This window comes from Pirellulales bacterium (genome assembly GCA_036267355.1).
In the GTDB taxonomy this organism is placed as follows: domain Bacteria; phylum Planctomycetota; class Planctomycetia; order Pirellulales; family DATAWG01; genus DATAWG01.
In genome coordinates this window covers 1-14,844 of the sequence record DATAWG010000061.1, presented here as the reverse complement: position 1 = coordinate 14,844, position 14,844 = coordinate 1, and the positions used below count along the sequence as shown (strand labels likewise).

9 protein-coding genes are annotated in these 14,844 nt (G+C 61.2%); 4 read left to right on the top strand and 5 right to left on the bottom strand.

From position 1 onward, the window contains the following. Positions 1-1,130 (bottom strand): tRNA guanosine(34) transglycosylase Tgt (gene tgt / locus VHX65_09620; protein ID HEX3998795.1); only part of this gene is annotated, 1,130 nt, incomplete at its 3' end. 388 nt (positions 1,131-1,518) lie between these two features. Between tgt and VHX65_09615 the strand changes: the two genes are divergently transcribed. Both VHX65_09615 and VHX65_09610 read left to right on the top strand, forming a co-directional pair. After that, entirely contained in the window at positions 1,519-4,449 is a 2,931-nt protein-coding gene (locus tag VHX65_09615; protein HEX3998794.1) for a response regulator, read from the top strand. A gap of 58 nt (positions 4,450-4,507) precedes the next feature. Further along, entirely contained in the window at positions 4,508-5,548 is a 1,041-nt protein-coding gene (locus VHX65_09610) for a response regulator (GenBank protein ID HEX3998793.1), read from the top strand. Between the two features lie 329 nt (positions 5,549-5,877). Here VHX65_09610 and VHX65_09605 read toward each other — a convergent pair whose 3' ends face one another. The 4 genes from VHX65_09605 to nth all read right to left on the bottom strand — a co-directional run bounded on the left by VHX65_09605 (position 5,878) and on the right by nth (position 9,497). Continuing rightward, entirely contained in the window at positions 5,878-7,104 is a 1,227-nt protein-coding gene (locus VHX65_09605) for an agmatine deiminase family protein (GenBank protein HEX3998792.1), read from the bottom strand. 569 nt (positions 7,105-7,673) lie between these two features. Beyond that, positions 7,674-7,901: a translation initiation factor IF-1 gene (gene infA, locus VHX65_09600; protein ID HEX3998791.1), complete on the bottom strand. Its 228-nt coding sequence runs from the start codon at positions 7,899-7,901 to the stop codon at positions 7,674-7,676. A 307-nt stretch (positions 7,902-8,208) separates the two neighbouring features. Continuing rightward, positions 8,209-8,784, bottom strand: coding sequence for a dCTP deaminase (dcd, locus tag VHX65_09595; GenBank protein ID HEX3998790.1), 576 nt, complete (start codon positions 8,782-8,784; stop codon positions 8,209-8,211). Further along, the gene (gene nth / locus VHX65_09590; GenBank protein ID HEX3998789.1) at positions 8,781-9,497 is read right to left on the bottom strand and encodes an endonuclease III; all 717 of its coding nucleotides are present in this window, start codon (positions 9,495-9,497) and stop codon (positions 8,781-8,783) included. Before nth ends, dcd begins: the two co-directional genes overlap by 4 nt. 715 nt (positions 9,498-10,212) lie before the next feature. On the opposite strand from nth, the gene VHX65_09585 reads away from it, so the two are divergent. Continuing rightward, positions 10,213-11,346: a serine/threonine-protein kinase gene (locus VHX65_09585; GenBank protein HEX3998788.1), complete on the top strand. Its 1,134-nt coding sequence runs from the start codon at positions 10,213-10,215 to the stop codon at positions 11,344-11,346. A gap of 406 nt (positions 11,347-11,752) precedes the next feature. Further along, positions 11,753-14,431: an amino acid permease gene (locus tag VHX65_09580; protein ID HEX3998787.1), complete on the top strand. Its 2,679-nt coding sequence runs from the start codon at positions 11,753-11,755 to the stop codon at positions 14,429-14,431. The last annotated feature ends 413 nt before the right edge of the window (positions 14,432-14,844 follow it).

Here is a 14,844-nt window from a genome sequence, read left to right as displayed (position 1 = left end):
TCGTCGGCGGGCGGCGGGGCGCTCCAGGCGTTGATTTTTTCGGCGGCGAAAGCGCTAAAACGGTCGTTGGCGATCGCTTCGCGGGCCCCCGCCAAGAGCCGCTGGTAGAAGGTCAGATTGTGGGCCGTCAACAGAATCGGGCCGAGCATTTCATGGACCATGAACAGATGCCGCAGATAACCGCGGCTGCGGCGGCAGGCCGGGCATGGGCAATTTTCCTCAAGCGGACGCGGATCAAGGGCGTATTGCCGGTTTCGCAACCGGATCGTGCCGCGGCCGGTATAGGCCATTGCGTTGCGGCCATTTCGCGTGGGGAGCACGCAATCGAATAAATCGATGCCGCGACCGATTGCGGCCAGCAAATCTTGCGGCCGGCCGACGCCCATTAGATATCGCGGCCGATCGGCCGGCAATGCGGCGACCGTCGCGTCGAGGACGCGGTACATTTCTGCGGGTGTTTCGCCGACGCTCAAGCCACCGACGGCATAACCGGCAAAATCCATTTCCCGCAACCGTTCGGTGCATTCGAGCCGTAGCTCGGGATCGAGCCCGCCTTGCACGATCGCAAATTGAGCCTGGTCCTCTCGGCGATGGGCGGATTGCGAACGGGCCGCCCACCGCACGGTGCGCTGCATGGCATCGCGCACCCGGTCGCGATGGCTCGGCAAGGCGACGACGTGGTCGAGCACCATCGCCACGTCGGAACCGAGCGATTCTTGAATTGCCACCGCCCGTTCCGGCGAAAGTTGCACCAGATCGCCATCGAGATGCGAGCGGAAAGCGGCGCCTTCTTCCGCGATCTTCACGATCGCAGCCAGGCTGAATAGCTGGAATCCGCCGCTGTCGGTTAGGATCGGGCCGGCCCAGCCCATAAACTGGTGCAGCCCACCAAGTTCTTCGACCACCCGTTCGCCGGGGCGAAGGGCAAGGTGGTAAGTGTTCGAGAGGATCATCTCGGCGCCGGTCGCGCGAATTTGATCGATTTCGAGCCCTTTCACCGTAGCTTGGGTGCCGACGGGCATGAACGCCGGCAATTGCACCGCACCATTCGGCGTGCCGAAGACGGATCGCCGCGCCTGCGAACTCGCATCGACGTGTTGCAGTTGGAACGAAAATCCAGCGGGAAGCATGGCGGCGGCCAGTGGTGAGAGCGCATGAACGAATGGGGACTGGCTCCGAACCCGGTCGAAAAAAACACCGAAAAAGACGGGTTTCCCTGAGGTGCCCGTCCCCCATTCTTTCACGACCGGTGAGGACCGTTTGCGTGCAACCGAAAATGGGTGATGGTTGCACGGATCGTAACGGATACAGCGAAGATTGCCCAGCGAGCCGCGAATTTGCGGGCGGTACAAGGTGGCAGATCGTACGTTTCGCCGCTTCGGGTGGCGGCTCGGTGCGGCAATTGCCGGGCAATAAGCTACCTTCAAGAAGGGCCGCGCCATCGCTCTCGGCAGATTCGGCTTGGGGGTCGCCGCGGAACCCGAGCGTTGATTTTCCTCGCACCGGCCTGTTGTTACCATGCTCGCACCTCTGCCCGATAAACTCGATTCCACCTGCCGGCTATCGGAGTTGCCGGTCAGCATGGTGAGCATGCCTGGCGACACGCTGACGCATATCTTGCAAGCCCGCTTCGAGCAGGATCCCGCGTTGCCGGGCGTGATCGTGCAAGACGCCTCCGCGCTGCTGGGCGTCGTGCCGCGACTGCGATATATGGAGCAGATCGCGCGGCCATTCTGGCAAGACGTTTATTTTCGTCGGCCGCTAAGCGAATTTCTCGAGCGAATCGACTCCCAGGATTTCTTGCTGCTGCCGGCCAACACCCGCGTACACGATGCCGCCAGTCTGGCGCTGGTGCGTGACGAATCGCAAATCTACGACCCCGTGGTGATCGAATTCTCTCCCGGCCGCTGGGGGCTGCTCGATATCCGCCTGCTGATGCGGGCCCAGACGCGGATTCTGCGCGGGCAGATCGAAACGCATCGGCAACTGGTCGAGACGGCCCGGCGCGCCGAAGGAAAATACCGCAGCATTTTCGAGAACGCGATCGAAGGCATTTTTGTCGCCACGCTCAACGGCAAGCTCCACGATGCCAATCCGGCGATGGCGCGAATGTTCGGCTACAAATCGCCCGAGCAAATGATCGCGTCGCCGACGGCCGTCATCCGGCAATTCGACATCGGTCCACAAAGCCAGCCGGAGTTTGTCCGAACATTGCAGCGCGATGGCACGGTTGCCGGATATGAGATGCCGGCCGCGCGCGGCGACGGCACGCCGATTTGGATCTCGATCAATGCTCGGGCCGTTTGCAACGGCAACGGCGAATTCGAGTCGGTGGAAGGTTCGATCGAAGACATCACCCAACGGCGGCACTCGGCGGAGCTGCACCGGCAAAAAGAAGCGGCCGAGGCGGCCAGCCGTGCGAAAAGCGAATTTCTCGCGAACATGAGCCATGAAATTCGCACGCCGCTCAACGGCGTGGTCGGGATGCTCGAACTCCTCTCCGCCACGCCGCTCGACGCGCAGCAACGCCGCTACGCCCGAGTCGCCCACACCTCGGCCGAGACGCTGCTGAGCCTGATCAGCGATATCCTCGATTTCTCCAAGATCGAGGCGGGCAAGCTCGAGCTGGACGAAATCGATTTCGACCTGTATGCGCTGGTCGAAGATATGTCGGAGATGTTTGCCCCACGGGCACATGAGAAGAAGATCGAATTGATCACGTCGATCCATCCCGACGTGCCGGCGCATGTTCGGGGCGATCCGGATCGGCTGCGGCAAGTGCTCGTGAACCTCACCGGCAACGCGCTCAAGTTCACCGAAAGCGGCGAGGTGGTGATCGACGTGCGGCTGCTGGGCGAATCCGAGGCCGGCGTGAAGCTCCGGTTTGCGGTGCGCGACACCGGAATCGGAATTCCCGCCGACGGCCAAGATCGGCTGTTCAAATCATTTTCGCAAGTCGACCCCTCGACGACGCGCAAGTATGGCGGGACGGGGCTCGGCTTGGTGCTGTCGAAGAAACTGGTCGAATTGCAGGGCGGCACGATCGAATTCGAGAGCCAAGAATGTCGCGGATCGACCTTCCATTTCGAAATCGCGCTGAAGAAGCAAGCCGGCACGAACCCGAAGCGCGTGCCCCCCGCCGACCTGGCAGACATGCGGGTGCTGATCGTCGACGACAACGCCACCAATCGCGAGATTCTTGCCGCCCAGCTTCATGGCTGGCGATTCCGGCACACGGCCGTCGGCGGCGGCGCCGAGGCCATCGAGCAATTGGAAACGGCTGCCGCGCGGGGAAACCCCTATCGCCTGGCGATCCTCGACATGCAAATGCCGGGAATGGACGGCCTGCAATTGGTGCGGGAAATCAAGGCCCGCCCGACCATCCGCGGCACCACCCTGCTAATGCTCACTTCGACCGGCCAACTTCTCTCGGCGCAACGAATGGACGAACTGGGGCTGGCCGATTGCTTACCCAAACCAGTGCGGCAATCGCGATTGTTCGACACGATCATCGACGCCGTTTCAGCCGCCACTCGACGACGACGCCTCGCCGACCAAGCGCCGGCTTTGAAGCCGGCTACGCAGCGCCGCGGAACGGGACGGCGAATCTTGCTGGCCGAAGACAACGAAGTAAATCAACTCGTCGCGTCGTCGATCCTTTCCCAGTTCGGCTACGAATGCCGGATCGTCAACAACGGTGAAGCGGCCGTCGAAGCCGTGCGGGACGCACGCTACGACCTGGTGTTGATGGATTGCCAAATGCCGGGAATGGATGGCTTCGAGGCCACGCGGACCATCCGCCGCGGGGAGCAGTCGGCCTCCGCCGCTCGGCTGCCGATCGTTGCGCTAACCGCCAACGCGATCAACGGAGATCGCGAGCGATGCCTGAACGCGGGGATGGATGGTTATGTCGCCAAGCCGATCGACACGCTGCATTTGATCGAAACGATCGAAGAATTACTGGACGCTGCTCGACGAGAGGAGGGATCGCCGGCCGCGGCTGCGCCGGAAGTCGGCGAATGGCCGAGCGGTTTGCCCGACGACGATTCGCATGCGCCGAGCCGCCGGACGAAAACCTGCGGCGCGCCCGATGCAAATCCCGCAGCTCCGATTCAAATCGACGCGCTGCTCGAACGCTGCCTTGGCGACCTGGAATTATGCCGGCGGGTGCTGCAGATGTTTGGCGATGGGCTGCCGCGGCAGAAACAAAAGATCGACGACGCGGTGGCAGCCGGCGACATGGAAGCGCTGAGCCGGGCGGCGCATGCCCTGAAGGGGACGGCGGGCGACGTTTCGGCATTTCCCCTTTGGGAAGCCGCCGCCGAATTGGAGCAGTTGGCCCGCAGCGCTTCGTCCGCCGCCATTCCTTCCGCTTGCCAGCGGTTGACCGCCGAACTTCGGCGCCTGGTTGACGCTCTCCCCGCGCAATTGACCGAATTACACGAATGATTCAAGACGGCACCCACAGCCGGCAACCCACGTTTTTTACCGCACGCAAAGCGACGCCATGCGAATCCTGACGGTCGACGACGATCCCATCGCGCTTGCGTTGCTCGGCAACGCGCTACGATCGGCCGGCTACGAGATCGAAGTCGCCCACGACGGCATCGAAGCGCTCGAAGTGCTTCGCCGCCGGAATTGCCAAATGGTGATTTCCGATTGGGGAATGCCCAATCTCGATGGCTTGGAATTGTGCACGCGAATTCGCAAACGCGACCTATCGGGCTACGTCTACATCATCTTGCTGACCAGCCACGATAGCCGGCAAAAGGTGGTCGAAGGCATGTCGGCCGGCGCCGACGATTTCATCTCCAAGCCGTTCAACCCGGCTGAGCTGTTGGTGCGGGTGCGGGCCGGCGAGCGGGTGTTGGCATTGCAAACGCGCGACGTGGCCATCTTCGCGTTGGCCAAGTTAGCCGAATCGCGCGATCCGGAAACCGGCGCGCACCTGGAGCGCGTGCGCCGTTATTCGCGCGCTCTGGCCGAGCAGTTGGCCCGGCAACCGAAATTCTTTGAGCTGATCGACGACAAATACATCGAGTTGATCTACCTCACCAGCCCGCTGCACGACATCGGCAAGGTCGGCATCCCCGATAGCGTGCTACTGAAGCCGGCCCGGCTGACAGCCGAAGAATTCGAAGTGATGAAGTCGCACGCCACGATCGGCGCCGACACGTTGGACGCCGCGCTGCACGAATATCCCGGGGCGACTTTTCTGCAAATGGCCCGCGACATCGCCGCCACCCACCACGAACGCTACGACGGCACCGGCTATCCCAAGGGGTTGCGCGGCGAGGACGTTCCGCTCTGCGGCCGCATCGTCGCGCTGGCCGACGTTTATGACGCCCTGACCAGCAAGCGCGTCTACAAAGATGCCTTCGGCGCCGACCATGCCCGCACGATTATCACGGGCGAATCGGGCAGCCATTTCGACCCCGATGTGGTCGCGGCCTTCCTGCAATGCGAGCCGGAGTTTCTCGCCGTGCGGCAGGAATTCAATGAAGAGCCGGCCGCGGCCGCTGGCATGCGCCAAGAAGCCGGCCGATAGCAATCGCGCAACGCTCGCCAAACGGCAACGTGCAGGAGGGTATCGCCGAGTCCAGCGGCGCTCACACTGGCCGACTTCGCTGGCCAGTGGCACACGGCCGACACCTCGCCAATCGTCGAATGGCTTGGCGCTTGTTCGTTGGTGTGGCACTGGCCAGCGCAGTCGGCCAGTGCCGGCCGGCGAGTTGACGTTCCGGATCGGAGGCGTCTGACGCGAGAATACTCGCCAAACGGCAACGTGCAGGAGGGTATCGCCGAGTCCAGCGGCGCTCACACTGGCCGACTTCGCTGGCCAGTGGCACACGGCCACACCTCGACAGTCGTTGAGCCTTACTGCGCCGCTTCGGGGAGCCAGGGGATGTTGAACGAGATGCAGTGCAGCGCGCCGCGCTTGTCGGCCAACGTCGAGCAATCGATGGCCACGACATCCCAGGTCGGCAAGAGCTTGCGGTAAACGGCGAGCGCCGCTTTGTCGCGGTCGACATCGCCGCCGCCGTATTGCGGCACCAGGATCGTGCCGTTGGCGTAGATCACGTTGGTGTAGGTGCGCCAGTTGCCGTCGCGATGATCCGGCATCGGGATCCGCGCGACTTGCATGGGGCCTTTGCTGGTCGCGTTCTTAGCGAGCGTGGCGGCATTATCGTCGAGAACGGCCGCATTCGCGGGATCCTCGTCCGGATTGTAGCTGCCGATGACGGCTTGGTTCGTTCCACAAATCGTGCAGAACATATCGGCGTGGTGGGTCGGCTCGCCGTCGAGCGGTTTCAAATGCGCCCAGCGAGTAAACTGGAAATCGTGTCCGAGGATGTCGCCGATTTGCTTTTCGTCGTAGCCGCGCGGCAAGTTCTGTTCGAATAGAACATTGGTCGTGACACAAAGGCCATCGCCGTTGGTCAGCATGTTGCCCCCTTCGAACGAAAGTTCGGCACGGCTGAATTGATAGCCGAACGTGCCGGCGAAGGTGGCGCTGAACAGCGCACCATAGTCGCGATTGGGCTGGATATAGGCATAGTCGACGATATGCGCCGGGCCGGTTTTGCTTTCCATGACGAAGAACGGCCCGTAATCCCGCACCCACATCGATCTCGACGGCCAGACGTAGAAATCAACTGCGTCCGCCGGAAGCTTATTTGCCTTGAGCAGGGCTATCGCGTCGGTTCGCTGCTCTTCGCTCCAAATCAGCCCCATCACCTTGGTTTTCTTATACAGCGCCGCCACCATTTGGATGAAGGTCCGCGGATGGTAGGCGAGCATCTCATTGGCGCCGATCATGATCGCCGCCTGATGCTCGAACTCGCCGGGAATCGCCCCCTTGAGAGTTTGAGCCGGCTCGGGAACGACGCGCTCTTCCGAGTTACCCTTGTAGAAGCTGAGCGGTTTGCCATGCTGGGGAAGGGCCGATTCATGCTGGCCGAGGAGCAATCCGCCGACAAAACTTCCTCCGGCGAAAAGCAGTCCGCAAACAAGCAACAGCAACACGCTCTTGCCGGCCCGCAGCGATCGAGATCGTACGTGCGCAGACTGGGCGACATGAGCCGTCGCTGGCGAAATTGACACTAAACACCTGTATTTTTCTGCCTGAATGGACGCTAATGCGTCGCAGAGCAAAATCGCTGAGCCAAATCGCTGAGCCAAAATTCAGGACAAAATGGTCCGTCGAGAGAACTGCCGATCGCAATTGCGAACGCGCCCTTTGGCGCTCCTTCCGCGATCGCTCGCGGCGGCCGATGCCCGCAGTCCCTCGTTGCCTATCATAAGATGCACACGAACATATCGCCGCCAAAAGACCTTCTGGCCAAAAGGACTTAGGCTTTTCGGACCGCCTCTTCTCAAGAGAGTCCGCCATGTATGAATGATTTTAACCCCGCGACGTGCAAAAAGTACCGCTCGCTTTGCGGGGTTCCGCAAAAAAATTTGCGGTTTCTATTCAAAAGACGGTCATTCTCGTTGCAACTTCGCTCGATGGCGCGAAGAAAACAACGGGGCCCGAACGCGGGCTGCACTGGCGCGCAGGGATCGATGCGGCAAGAATGCCGTGGAAGAAACGTGTTGTGCCGACAGGGCATCCGAGCCCGGCATCGGCAAGACACTTTGCCCCGTTCGCGACCAGCACCCGCCGCCGCGTCTTATCGCTCGCGGAACGTGATTCGCCCCTTGGTGAGATCATAGGGAGAAAGCTCCACTTTCACTCGATCCCCTGGAACGATGCGGATGAAATTCTTTCGCATGCGGCCGGCGACATGCGCCGTCACGGTGTGGCCACCTTCGATCTGCACACGAAATCGCGTGTTCGCCAACGCCTGTTGCACTACGCCATCGACCTCCAACGCTTCTTCTTTCTCTTTCTGCGCCATAGGCTACTCCAATAAAATTTGCTGTAAATCCACGCAAGCGGCGCGCGCCGCTCCCTCTTAACTTCTTGTCATCATATCATTTAGAAAACGCGAGTCCAGATCAGTGCCGAAAGCGCACGGAAAAACGAAAAGCTCACGCGGCGTCGCGGAGGACACGGAGAGAATAACGGGAGCAGGACAGGTAGACGCAAAACCCCGGCCCGCTGGGACTACAAGAATGGACCGAAAACTATTCTTTTCTATAGCTCCCTCCGCATCTCCCTCCGCTATCCCCGCGGCTCGCGTGACAAAATGCTTCGTTCGCGGCTCAGTGCGAGCGCTCCATGCCGAAGTCGAGCCGCAGTTGAGGGCTCTTGGCCGCGTCGGGGCTCAATTCTTTGAACAACAGGCTCGGCTGAATGTCGCGGTTGTGCTGATATTTGTCGCTGGCGTATTCGGTGATTTCGCCGCAGATTTGATGGTAGAAAATCTGGCAGATCGGCACCCCCGCATAGATCCGCACCGGCTGCACGGCAAACATTTCGAGCGTCCAATAGCCGCAAAAACCGACGTCGCCAAACCCCGCCGTCACGTGCACGAACAGCCCCAGCCGCCCGACCGAAGATCGCCCTTCGATCATCGGCACGAAGTTGTGCGTTTCCGTGCGTTCGGCAGTTCGACCGAGATAAAGCTGGTTGGGGCTGAGCACCAATCCTTCCGGCGGAATTTCAATCCGCCGCACACGGTTTGCCTTCCGCATGTCGAGCACCACCTCCTCATACGTCATCAGCTCGTGGTGCAGCGTCAGATTGTAGCTGTTGGGATTGAGCCGGGCCGGATCGAACGGATCGATCACGATGTCGGCTCCCAACAGGCGGCGAATTTCGCTACCGGAAAGAATCATGTCGGCACAGGCTGCGATCGGGATCGGGTGGTACGAGACGTTTGCTTCTTGCCTCCCGCCAGCGGGCTCGCTTCGACGCCAATCTTCGGACAAAGCGAGTCGAGCGGACATGCATTGCATTTCGGCCGGCGCGCGATGCAAATCTGCCGGCCATGATGAATCAGCTCATGGCTAAAATCGATCCACTCGCGCTTCGGCAACTCGGCCATCAAATCGGCTTCGATCTTCACCGGGTCTTTCGCCGCCGTCAGCCCGAGCCGCTGCGTGAGCCGGGAGACATGCGTATCGACCACCACGCCCGAGGCGATTCCAAACGCGGTTCCGAGCACGACATTGGCCGTCTTCCGCCCGACGCCCGGCAGCGTCACCAAAGCATCGAGCGACTGCGGCACTTCGCCGCCGTGTTCTTCGACCAATTTTCGGCAGCATGCTTGGATGTTCTTGGCTTTATTGCGAAAGAATCCGGTGCTTTGGATGATCCGCTCGATCGCCGCCACCGAGGCAGCCGCAAGATCGGCGGCAGTCGGATACTTTTCGAACAGCTCGGGCGTGACCATGTTCACGCGCTTGTCGGTGCATTGCGCCGACAGAATCGTCGCCACGAGCAACTGGAGCGGGCTGGTGAAATCCAACGCGCAATGGGCGTCGGGATACGCTTGGCGTAGTCGCCGGGCCACCTGCGCGGCAAATCGCTTTGCGGGAGCGGTGGCCATGCATGATCTCGTGGCGGCGATGAACAGACAGGAAGCAGCGGCCGAGGCTTCGCAACCGCGCAGCCTCGATTTTCAGAGCCCGCCGCCGAGATGTCAAGTGTTCGAGCGCATCAACGCCGCGACCTCGAACTGACGACTGCGAAAACGCCTGTCTTTCGTCAAGATTGCCCATCCTCGGCGGCCCACTTCGCTTAGCCAAATATGATCTTCGAGTCGGAATTGAAATGATCTTTGTGAATTTCGACAATCAAGCCGGCGTTGCGAAGCGCGACCGGAACGTCGAATGCGCCTAAACATCTGTCGGTGAAGAACACGACAGATTCAGGCGGCGGCGTCGAAGGCAATCCGCTCGCACCTGATGGCTTCTTCGACATCGTCCCTTTTGCACCCGTAGTCCTCGGCGAGATGCTCGACTGACTCACCTGCCGCAAAGCGTTCGCTCAATGCGGCAGTCGGAATCCCCGTCTTTGCGAACACCAGCCGCCCAAACGCAATGCGAGCGTCGATGTATCCGGGATGCCATAGGTCGGCGTCTCCCGTGGATCGAAAAAGCTCAGACTCTTTTTTGGGTCGAACTTTAGCTTGGCACAATATTCGAGCGGCGAGAGATGAAAACTGGCGACGCCCCAATTTTAGAAGTGTTCAATCGCTGCCGTCAACGGCCTCGACCGGTGGCGGTGGTTGGGGTAGAAATGAAGAAAAGGGGAAATAGGCGATGCTGCAAACCGGCGTTATTTTTCAAGATCGATACCGCGTTCAAGGCGAAGTGGGACGCGGCTCGTTTGGAATCGTCTACGCCGCCGAAGATTTGCAAACCGGCCAGACCGTCGCCGTCAAGGTTCTCCTCCCCTGGACGCGCTCGAACGAATCGCTCCGCCATCGGCTGAAGCGCGAGGCGAAGCTCACCGGGATGCTGAAAAGCCCGCATGCCGTGCGAATTCTCGATCTCGATGAAATTCCCGGCGGCGATTTCTATATCGTGATGGAGTTCCTTGCCGGCGAGGAGCTGCGGCAACTCGTCGAGCGCGAGGGCCGGCTGCCGCCCGAGCGTGCGGCCGGCATCGCCCGGCAAACGCTCCATGCCTTGGGAGAATCGCATTCGCTCGGCGTGATCCATCGCGATCTCAAGCCGCACAACATCTTCATTTGCCGCACGACCGACGGCTCCGACATGGTCAAGGTGCTCGACTTCGGCATCGCCAAAGTGGCCGGCACGGAAGATGGCTCCGGGCTGGCGGAAACGACGCGGCTCACCTCGCCCGGCGGAGTGCTCGGGACCCCGCAATACATGAGCCCCGAGCAGTGCCGCGGCGAATCGCTCACGCCGGCGAGCGACTTTTATTCGCTGGGAATCGCGCTTTATCAGATGGTCACGGGCCACGTTCCGTTCGACGATCCGAATGCCGTGCAAGTGTTGATGCTGCACGACGGCGCTCCGCTGCCGCCGCTGCCGCCCGAGATTGCCCGCACAGGCCTTGGCCACGCCATCGCTCGCGCGCTGGAAAAAGATCCGAGGGCGCGGTTTCGCACGGCCGGCGAGTTCATGGCCGCGCTCGATCCGCGCGGGCCTCAATCGCAGGCGCCGGCGGGGGCGCAATCTTCGGCCAATTCGGCAGTTGCGTCGGCAGCTTATTCGGCGAATCATCATTCGCCCGTGGCGATCGGGGGTGCCGCCGTTCCGCCGCTGCAAGCTGACACCGCCGTGCCGTTCACCGGCCAGCCGGCTCCGGCCAAACCGGCACGCCGCGCTGCAGCAGGCGGACCTTTTCGCAAGCTCGGGCCTTATCTGGTCGGCATCGCGATCCTGATCTTGCTGGCGCTGCTGCTTCTCAGCCGTTATCTTGGGTGATTCGCCCGTAGTTCGGCGTCCCGGTAGGGTGCCTTTCCAGGTAGGTCAGGCTTTCCGGCCTGACATTCCTCGCGCTTCGTCAGCCTAGAAAGGCTGACCTACGGCGAACCGCACCGCTGCCCGGCATCCCAGGTGTCTTGCGAAATGCACGATTTGGATTAGCATATTGGACAATTGATTCTGACAGGCGGTCGCGATCGCGGCTCTTTCCGGCTTGGAAAGGCCGCACAGCAGGAGCTCAAGTGAGTTGACCACGCCAGGACTCGGCTCTGATGCCGTCCTTTTCCACGAAGGAAGAGGATGTTTTTGAACCGCCTTTGATTGGATTGCCAGCCGACTCGCCGCGCCAATGGGCCCGGCGCTTGCGGTTGGCATGTAATCCGATCGGTCCCCCTAGGAACCCCTTATGTCGTCGTTGGACGAAGTGCCTTCTCAAAAGCCGACGTTGAGGCGCATGGTGGAAGACGGTCATGTGATCGTCGTCAGCAGCGCCATGTTTCGCTTCATCTCTTATTGGCGCACGGCCGCGGTGGTGCTCTGCGATCTGGCCAGCACGGCCTACTACATCGGCGGAATCGTCGAGGCCTCGGTCGGCGCCGCCGCCCCATGGTTTATCCTGGCCGTGATGCTGTTCAGCTACGCGGTGCGCAGCGTGTATATCGAAAGCTGCTCGCTCTTCGTGCGCGGCGGCGTTTATCGGGTCGTGAAAGAGGCGATGGGCGGGTTTCTGGCCAAGCTGTCGGTGTCGGCCTTGATGTTCGACTACGTGCTCACCGGCCCCATCAGCGGCGTCTCGGCCGGCCAATACATCATGGGCCTCGCCGTCGAGATCGACAATCACTACCTTCCAGCCGCCTTCCATATCCTTCCCCAACACATCAAGCCCTTTAAGGATTGGGGCTCCGTGGTCCTAGCGTGCATCATCACGGTCTATTTCTTCCGGCAGAACCTTCTGGGCATTCATGAGTCGAGCGGCAAGGCGCTGAAGATCATGTACGCCACGACGGTGATGGCCGTGGTGATTCTCGCTTGGTGCGGTCTGACGCTGGCAATTCATGGCCCGACGAACAAAGTGCCTTTGTTGCCCGACTTCTCAGCGCACCCCGACCCCGACACCGGCCAATTGCAAAGCCCGCTCGGATTCTTGAACCGTCCGCCGGCCATCGCCCCCGCGCCGGTTGCGCAGGCCCTGACACACGTCGATCACGAGTTGGTGGCGCTGCACACCGCGCCGGCGCGCAGTTGGCTGAGCGTCATCGGCATGCTCGGCATACTGATTGCCTTCGGGCATTCGATCCTTGCGATGAGCGGCGAGGAGACGCTCGCGCAAGTGTATCGGGAAGTGGAATCGCCGAAGCTGAAAAACTTCAAACGCGCGGCGTTCATCGTTTTCGTCTATAGCCTCGTGCTCACCGCCGGCATCAGTTTCCTGGCCGTGATCATGATTCCCGACGCCCAGCGAATGCCCATCTATTCCGACAATCTGATCGGCGGGCTGGCGATGAATGTGATCGGTCCGCTATGGTCGCGAGTGCTGTTGCGGGCATTCGTCGTGATTATCGGGTTTCTGATTCTTGCCGGAGCTGTGAACACGGCGATCATCGGCTCCAACGGCGTGTTGAACCGCGTGGCGGAAGACGGCGTGCTGCCGGATTGGCTGTTGAAGCCGCATTCGAAATTCGGCACGACTTATCGCGTGTTGATCCTGGTGATCGTCATGCAGTTGTTTACGATCCTCGTCAGCCGTGGCGATCTGTTGGTGCTCGGCGAAGCCTATGCGTTCGGCGTCGTGTGGAGCTTCGTGTTCAAGGCGATGGCGATGGTCGTGTTGCGGTTCCGAGACCGCAAACCGCGCGATTTCATGGTGCCGTTGAACATCAAGATCGGCACCGTCGAGTTTCCGCTCGGATTGGTCCTGATTTTCCTCGTGTTGCTGGCGGCGGCGATCGCCAACTTGTTTACGAAGAACGTGGCGACGGTGTGGGGCTTGGGCTTCACGATCGGCTTCTTGCTCGTGTTCATCAGCAGCGAATTGTATTACGAACGTGGCCGCAAGGGCGCACACCACGAACATCGCGAGCAATTCAATCGCGCCGAAACCACCAACCTCACCGTCGAGGGCTTGGGCCTTACTGGCCATCCGTTCCGCAAGCTCGTGGCCATCCGCTCGCCGCAGAACCTGTTCATGCTGGAAAAAGCGCTGAATGAGTCGGACCCCGCCACGACTTCGGTGATCGTGATGACGGCCAAAAGCGGGCCGGCCCATTTCTTCGGCCCGCCCGAGCAGGACCTCGACACCTACGATCAACGCTTGATGACCGCCGTAGTCGAGCGCGCGGAAAAGAGCGGCAAGGAAGTCGTGCCGCTGATTATTCCCACGAACAATCCGCTCTATGCCGTCGTGCGCACCGCGCACGATTTGCAAGTGCAGGAGTTGATCGTCGGCGTTTCCAACAAGAACACGGCGGATGAACAGCTCGATCAGCTGGCCCTCTATTGGTTCAACGTCTGCGATAGCAAGCCGGTGCCGCTGACGGTGCGAATCGTCAGTCGGGATCGCGAAGTGCATCTCGATCTGGCCGGCGGCAATCGAATTCCCAAATTGAGCGAGCAAAAGGCGCGTTCGGTGGCCGAATTGCGGGCGGCCGGATTGGGCGTGAACCGCGTCCTGCTGGCCCACGACGGCACCTCGACCAGCCACGACTTGTTCCAAGCCGTGATGACGATGCTCGATGCCGAGGTGACGTTGGATTTGGTGGCGGTTCCGCCGCCCGAGGTTCGCGACGCGGCGAGCAATGGCACCGGCGCCTTGGTGCCCGACGAACAATGGGCCAAAAAACTGGGCCGCGAGACTCACGTGCTGCCGCTGAACGGATCGCCCGGGCCGGCCATCGTGCAGTTGGCCCGCGAGGGCCATTACGATTTAATCGTCGTGGCCTTTCCAGAGCCGTGGTCGGAATCGCGCCGCGACGAGCGGCCGATCCCCTGGTTGGGCCACGTGCTCGAGCATTCGCCCTGCACCGTGTTCGTCGCCGCGCCGGCAGCGATTCCCACCGAAGTCGACGAACCCGCGAAACAAGCGTGAAGCGGCGCGGCGATTACCGCAGGCGACAAGACTAGCGCCCGAATCGGCCGACCCAGTTGGAAGAGGCAAAAGGTTTTAGAAACCCATGTTCCCGAAGCGCACAAGGCGTCTCTCCCGCCATCTTTTCCGGCGCCAACGCGATTGGGGCTGTCGAGAGCGAATCGGCATCGCCGCCGGCACACGGAGTGTGCCTACTACGTAGCAGGCATACTCCGTATGCCGTCGGCCACTTGAAACGCCTGCCATCACCCTGTTCAAGTGCTGTTCGAGAGCGAGCAAGAACGGGCAAAGCGGAGGATTGATGGAGCAGAGTTTTAGCGGCGTCCGATTGCGCGCGAGAGCGAATCGGCATCGCCGCCGGCACACGGAGTGTGCCTACTACGTAGCAGGCATACTCCGTATGCCGTCGGCCA

Excerpts from the sequence above, each read along its gene's own strand:
- infA (HEX3998791.1), bottom strand. The coding sequence starts at position 7,901 with ATGGCGCAGAAAGAGAAAGAAGAAGCGTTGGAGGTCGATGGCGTAGTG.
- dcd (HEX3998790.1), bottom strand. The coding sequence starts at position 8,784 with ATGATTCTTTCCGGTAGCGAAATTCGCCGCCTGTTGGGAGCCGACATC.
- VHX65_09580 (HEX3998787.1), top strand. The coding sequence starts at position 11,753 with ATGTCGTCGTTGGACGAAGTGCCTTCTCAAAAGCCGACGTTGAGGCGC.
- VHX65_09615 (HEX3998794.1), top strand. The coding sequence starts at position 1,519 with ATGCTCGCACCTCTGCCCGATAAACTCGATTCCACCTGCCGGCTATCG.
- VHX65_09610 (HEX3998793.1), top strand. The coding sequence starts at position 4,508 with ATGCGAATCCTGACGGTCGACGACGATCCCATCGCGCTTGCGTTGCTC.
- VHX65_09585 (HEX3998788.1), top strand. The coding sequence starts at position 10,213 with ATGCTGCAAACCGGCGTTATTTTTCAAGATCGATACCGCGTTCAAGGC.
- nth (HEX3998789.1), bottom strand. The coding sequence starts at position 9,497 with ATGGCCACCGCTCCCGCAAAGCGATTTGCCGCGCAGGTGGCCCGGCGA.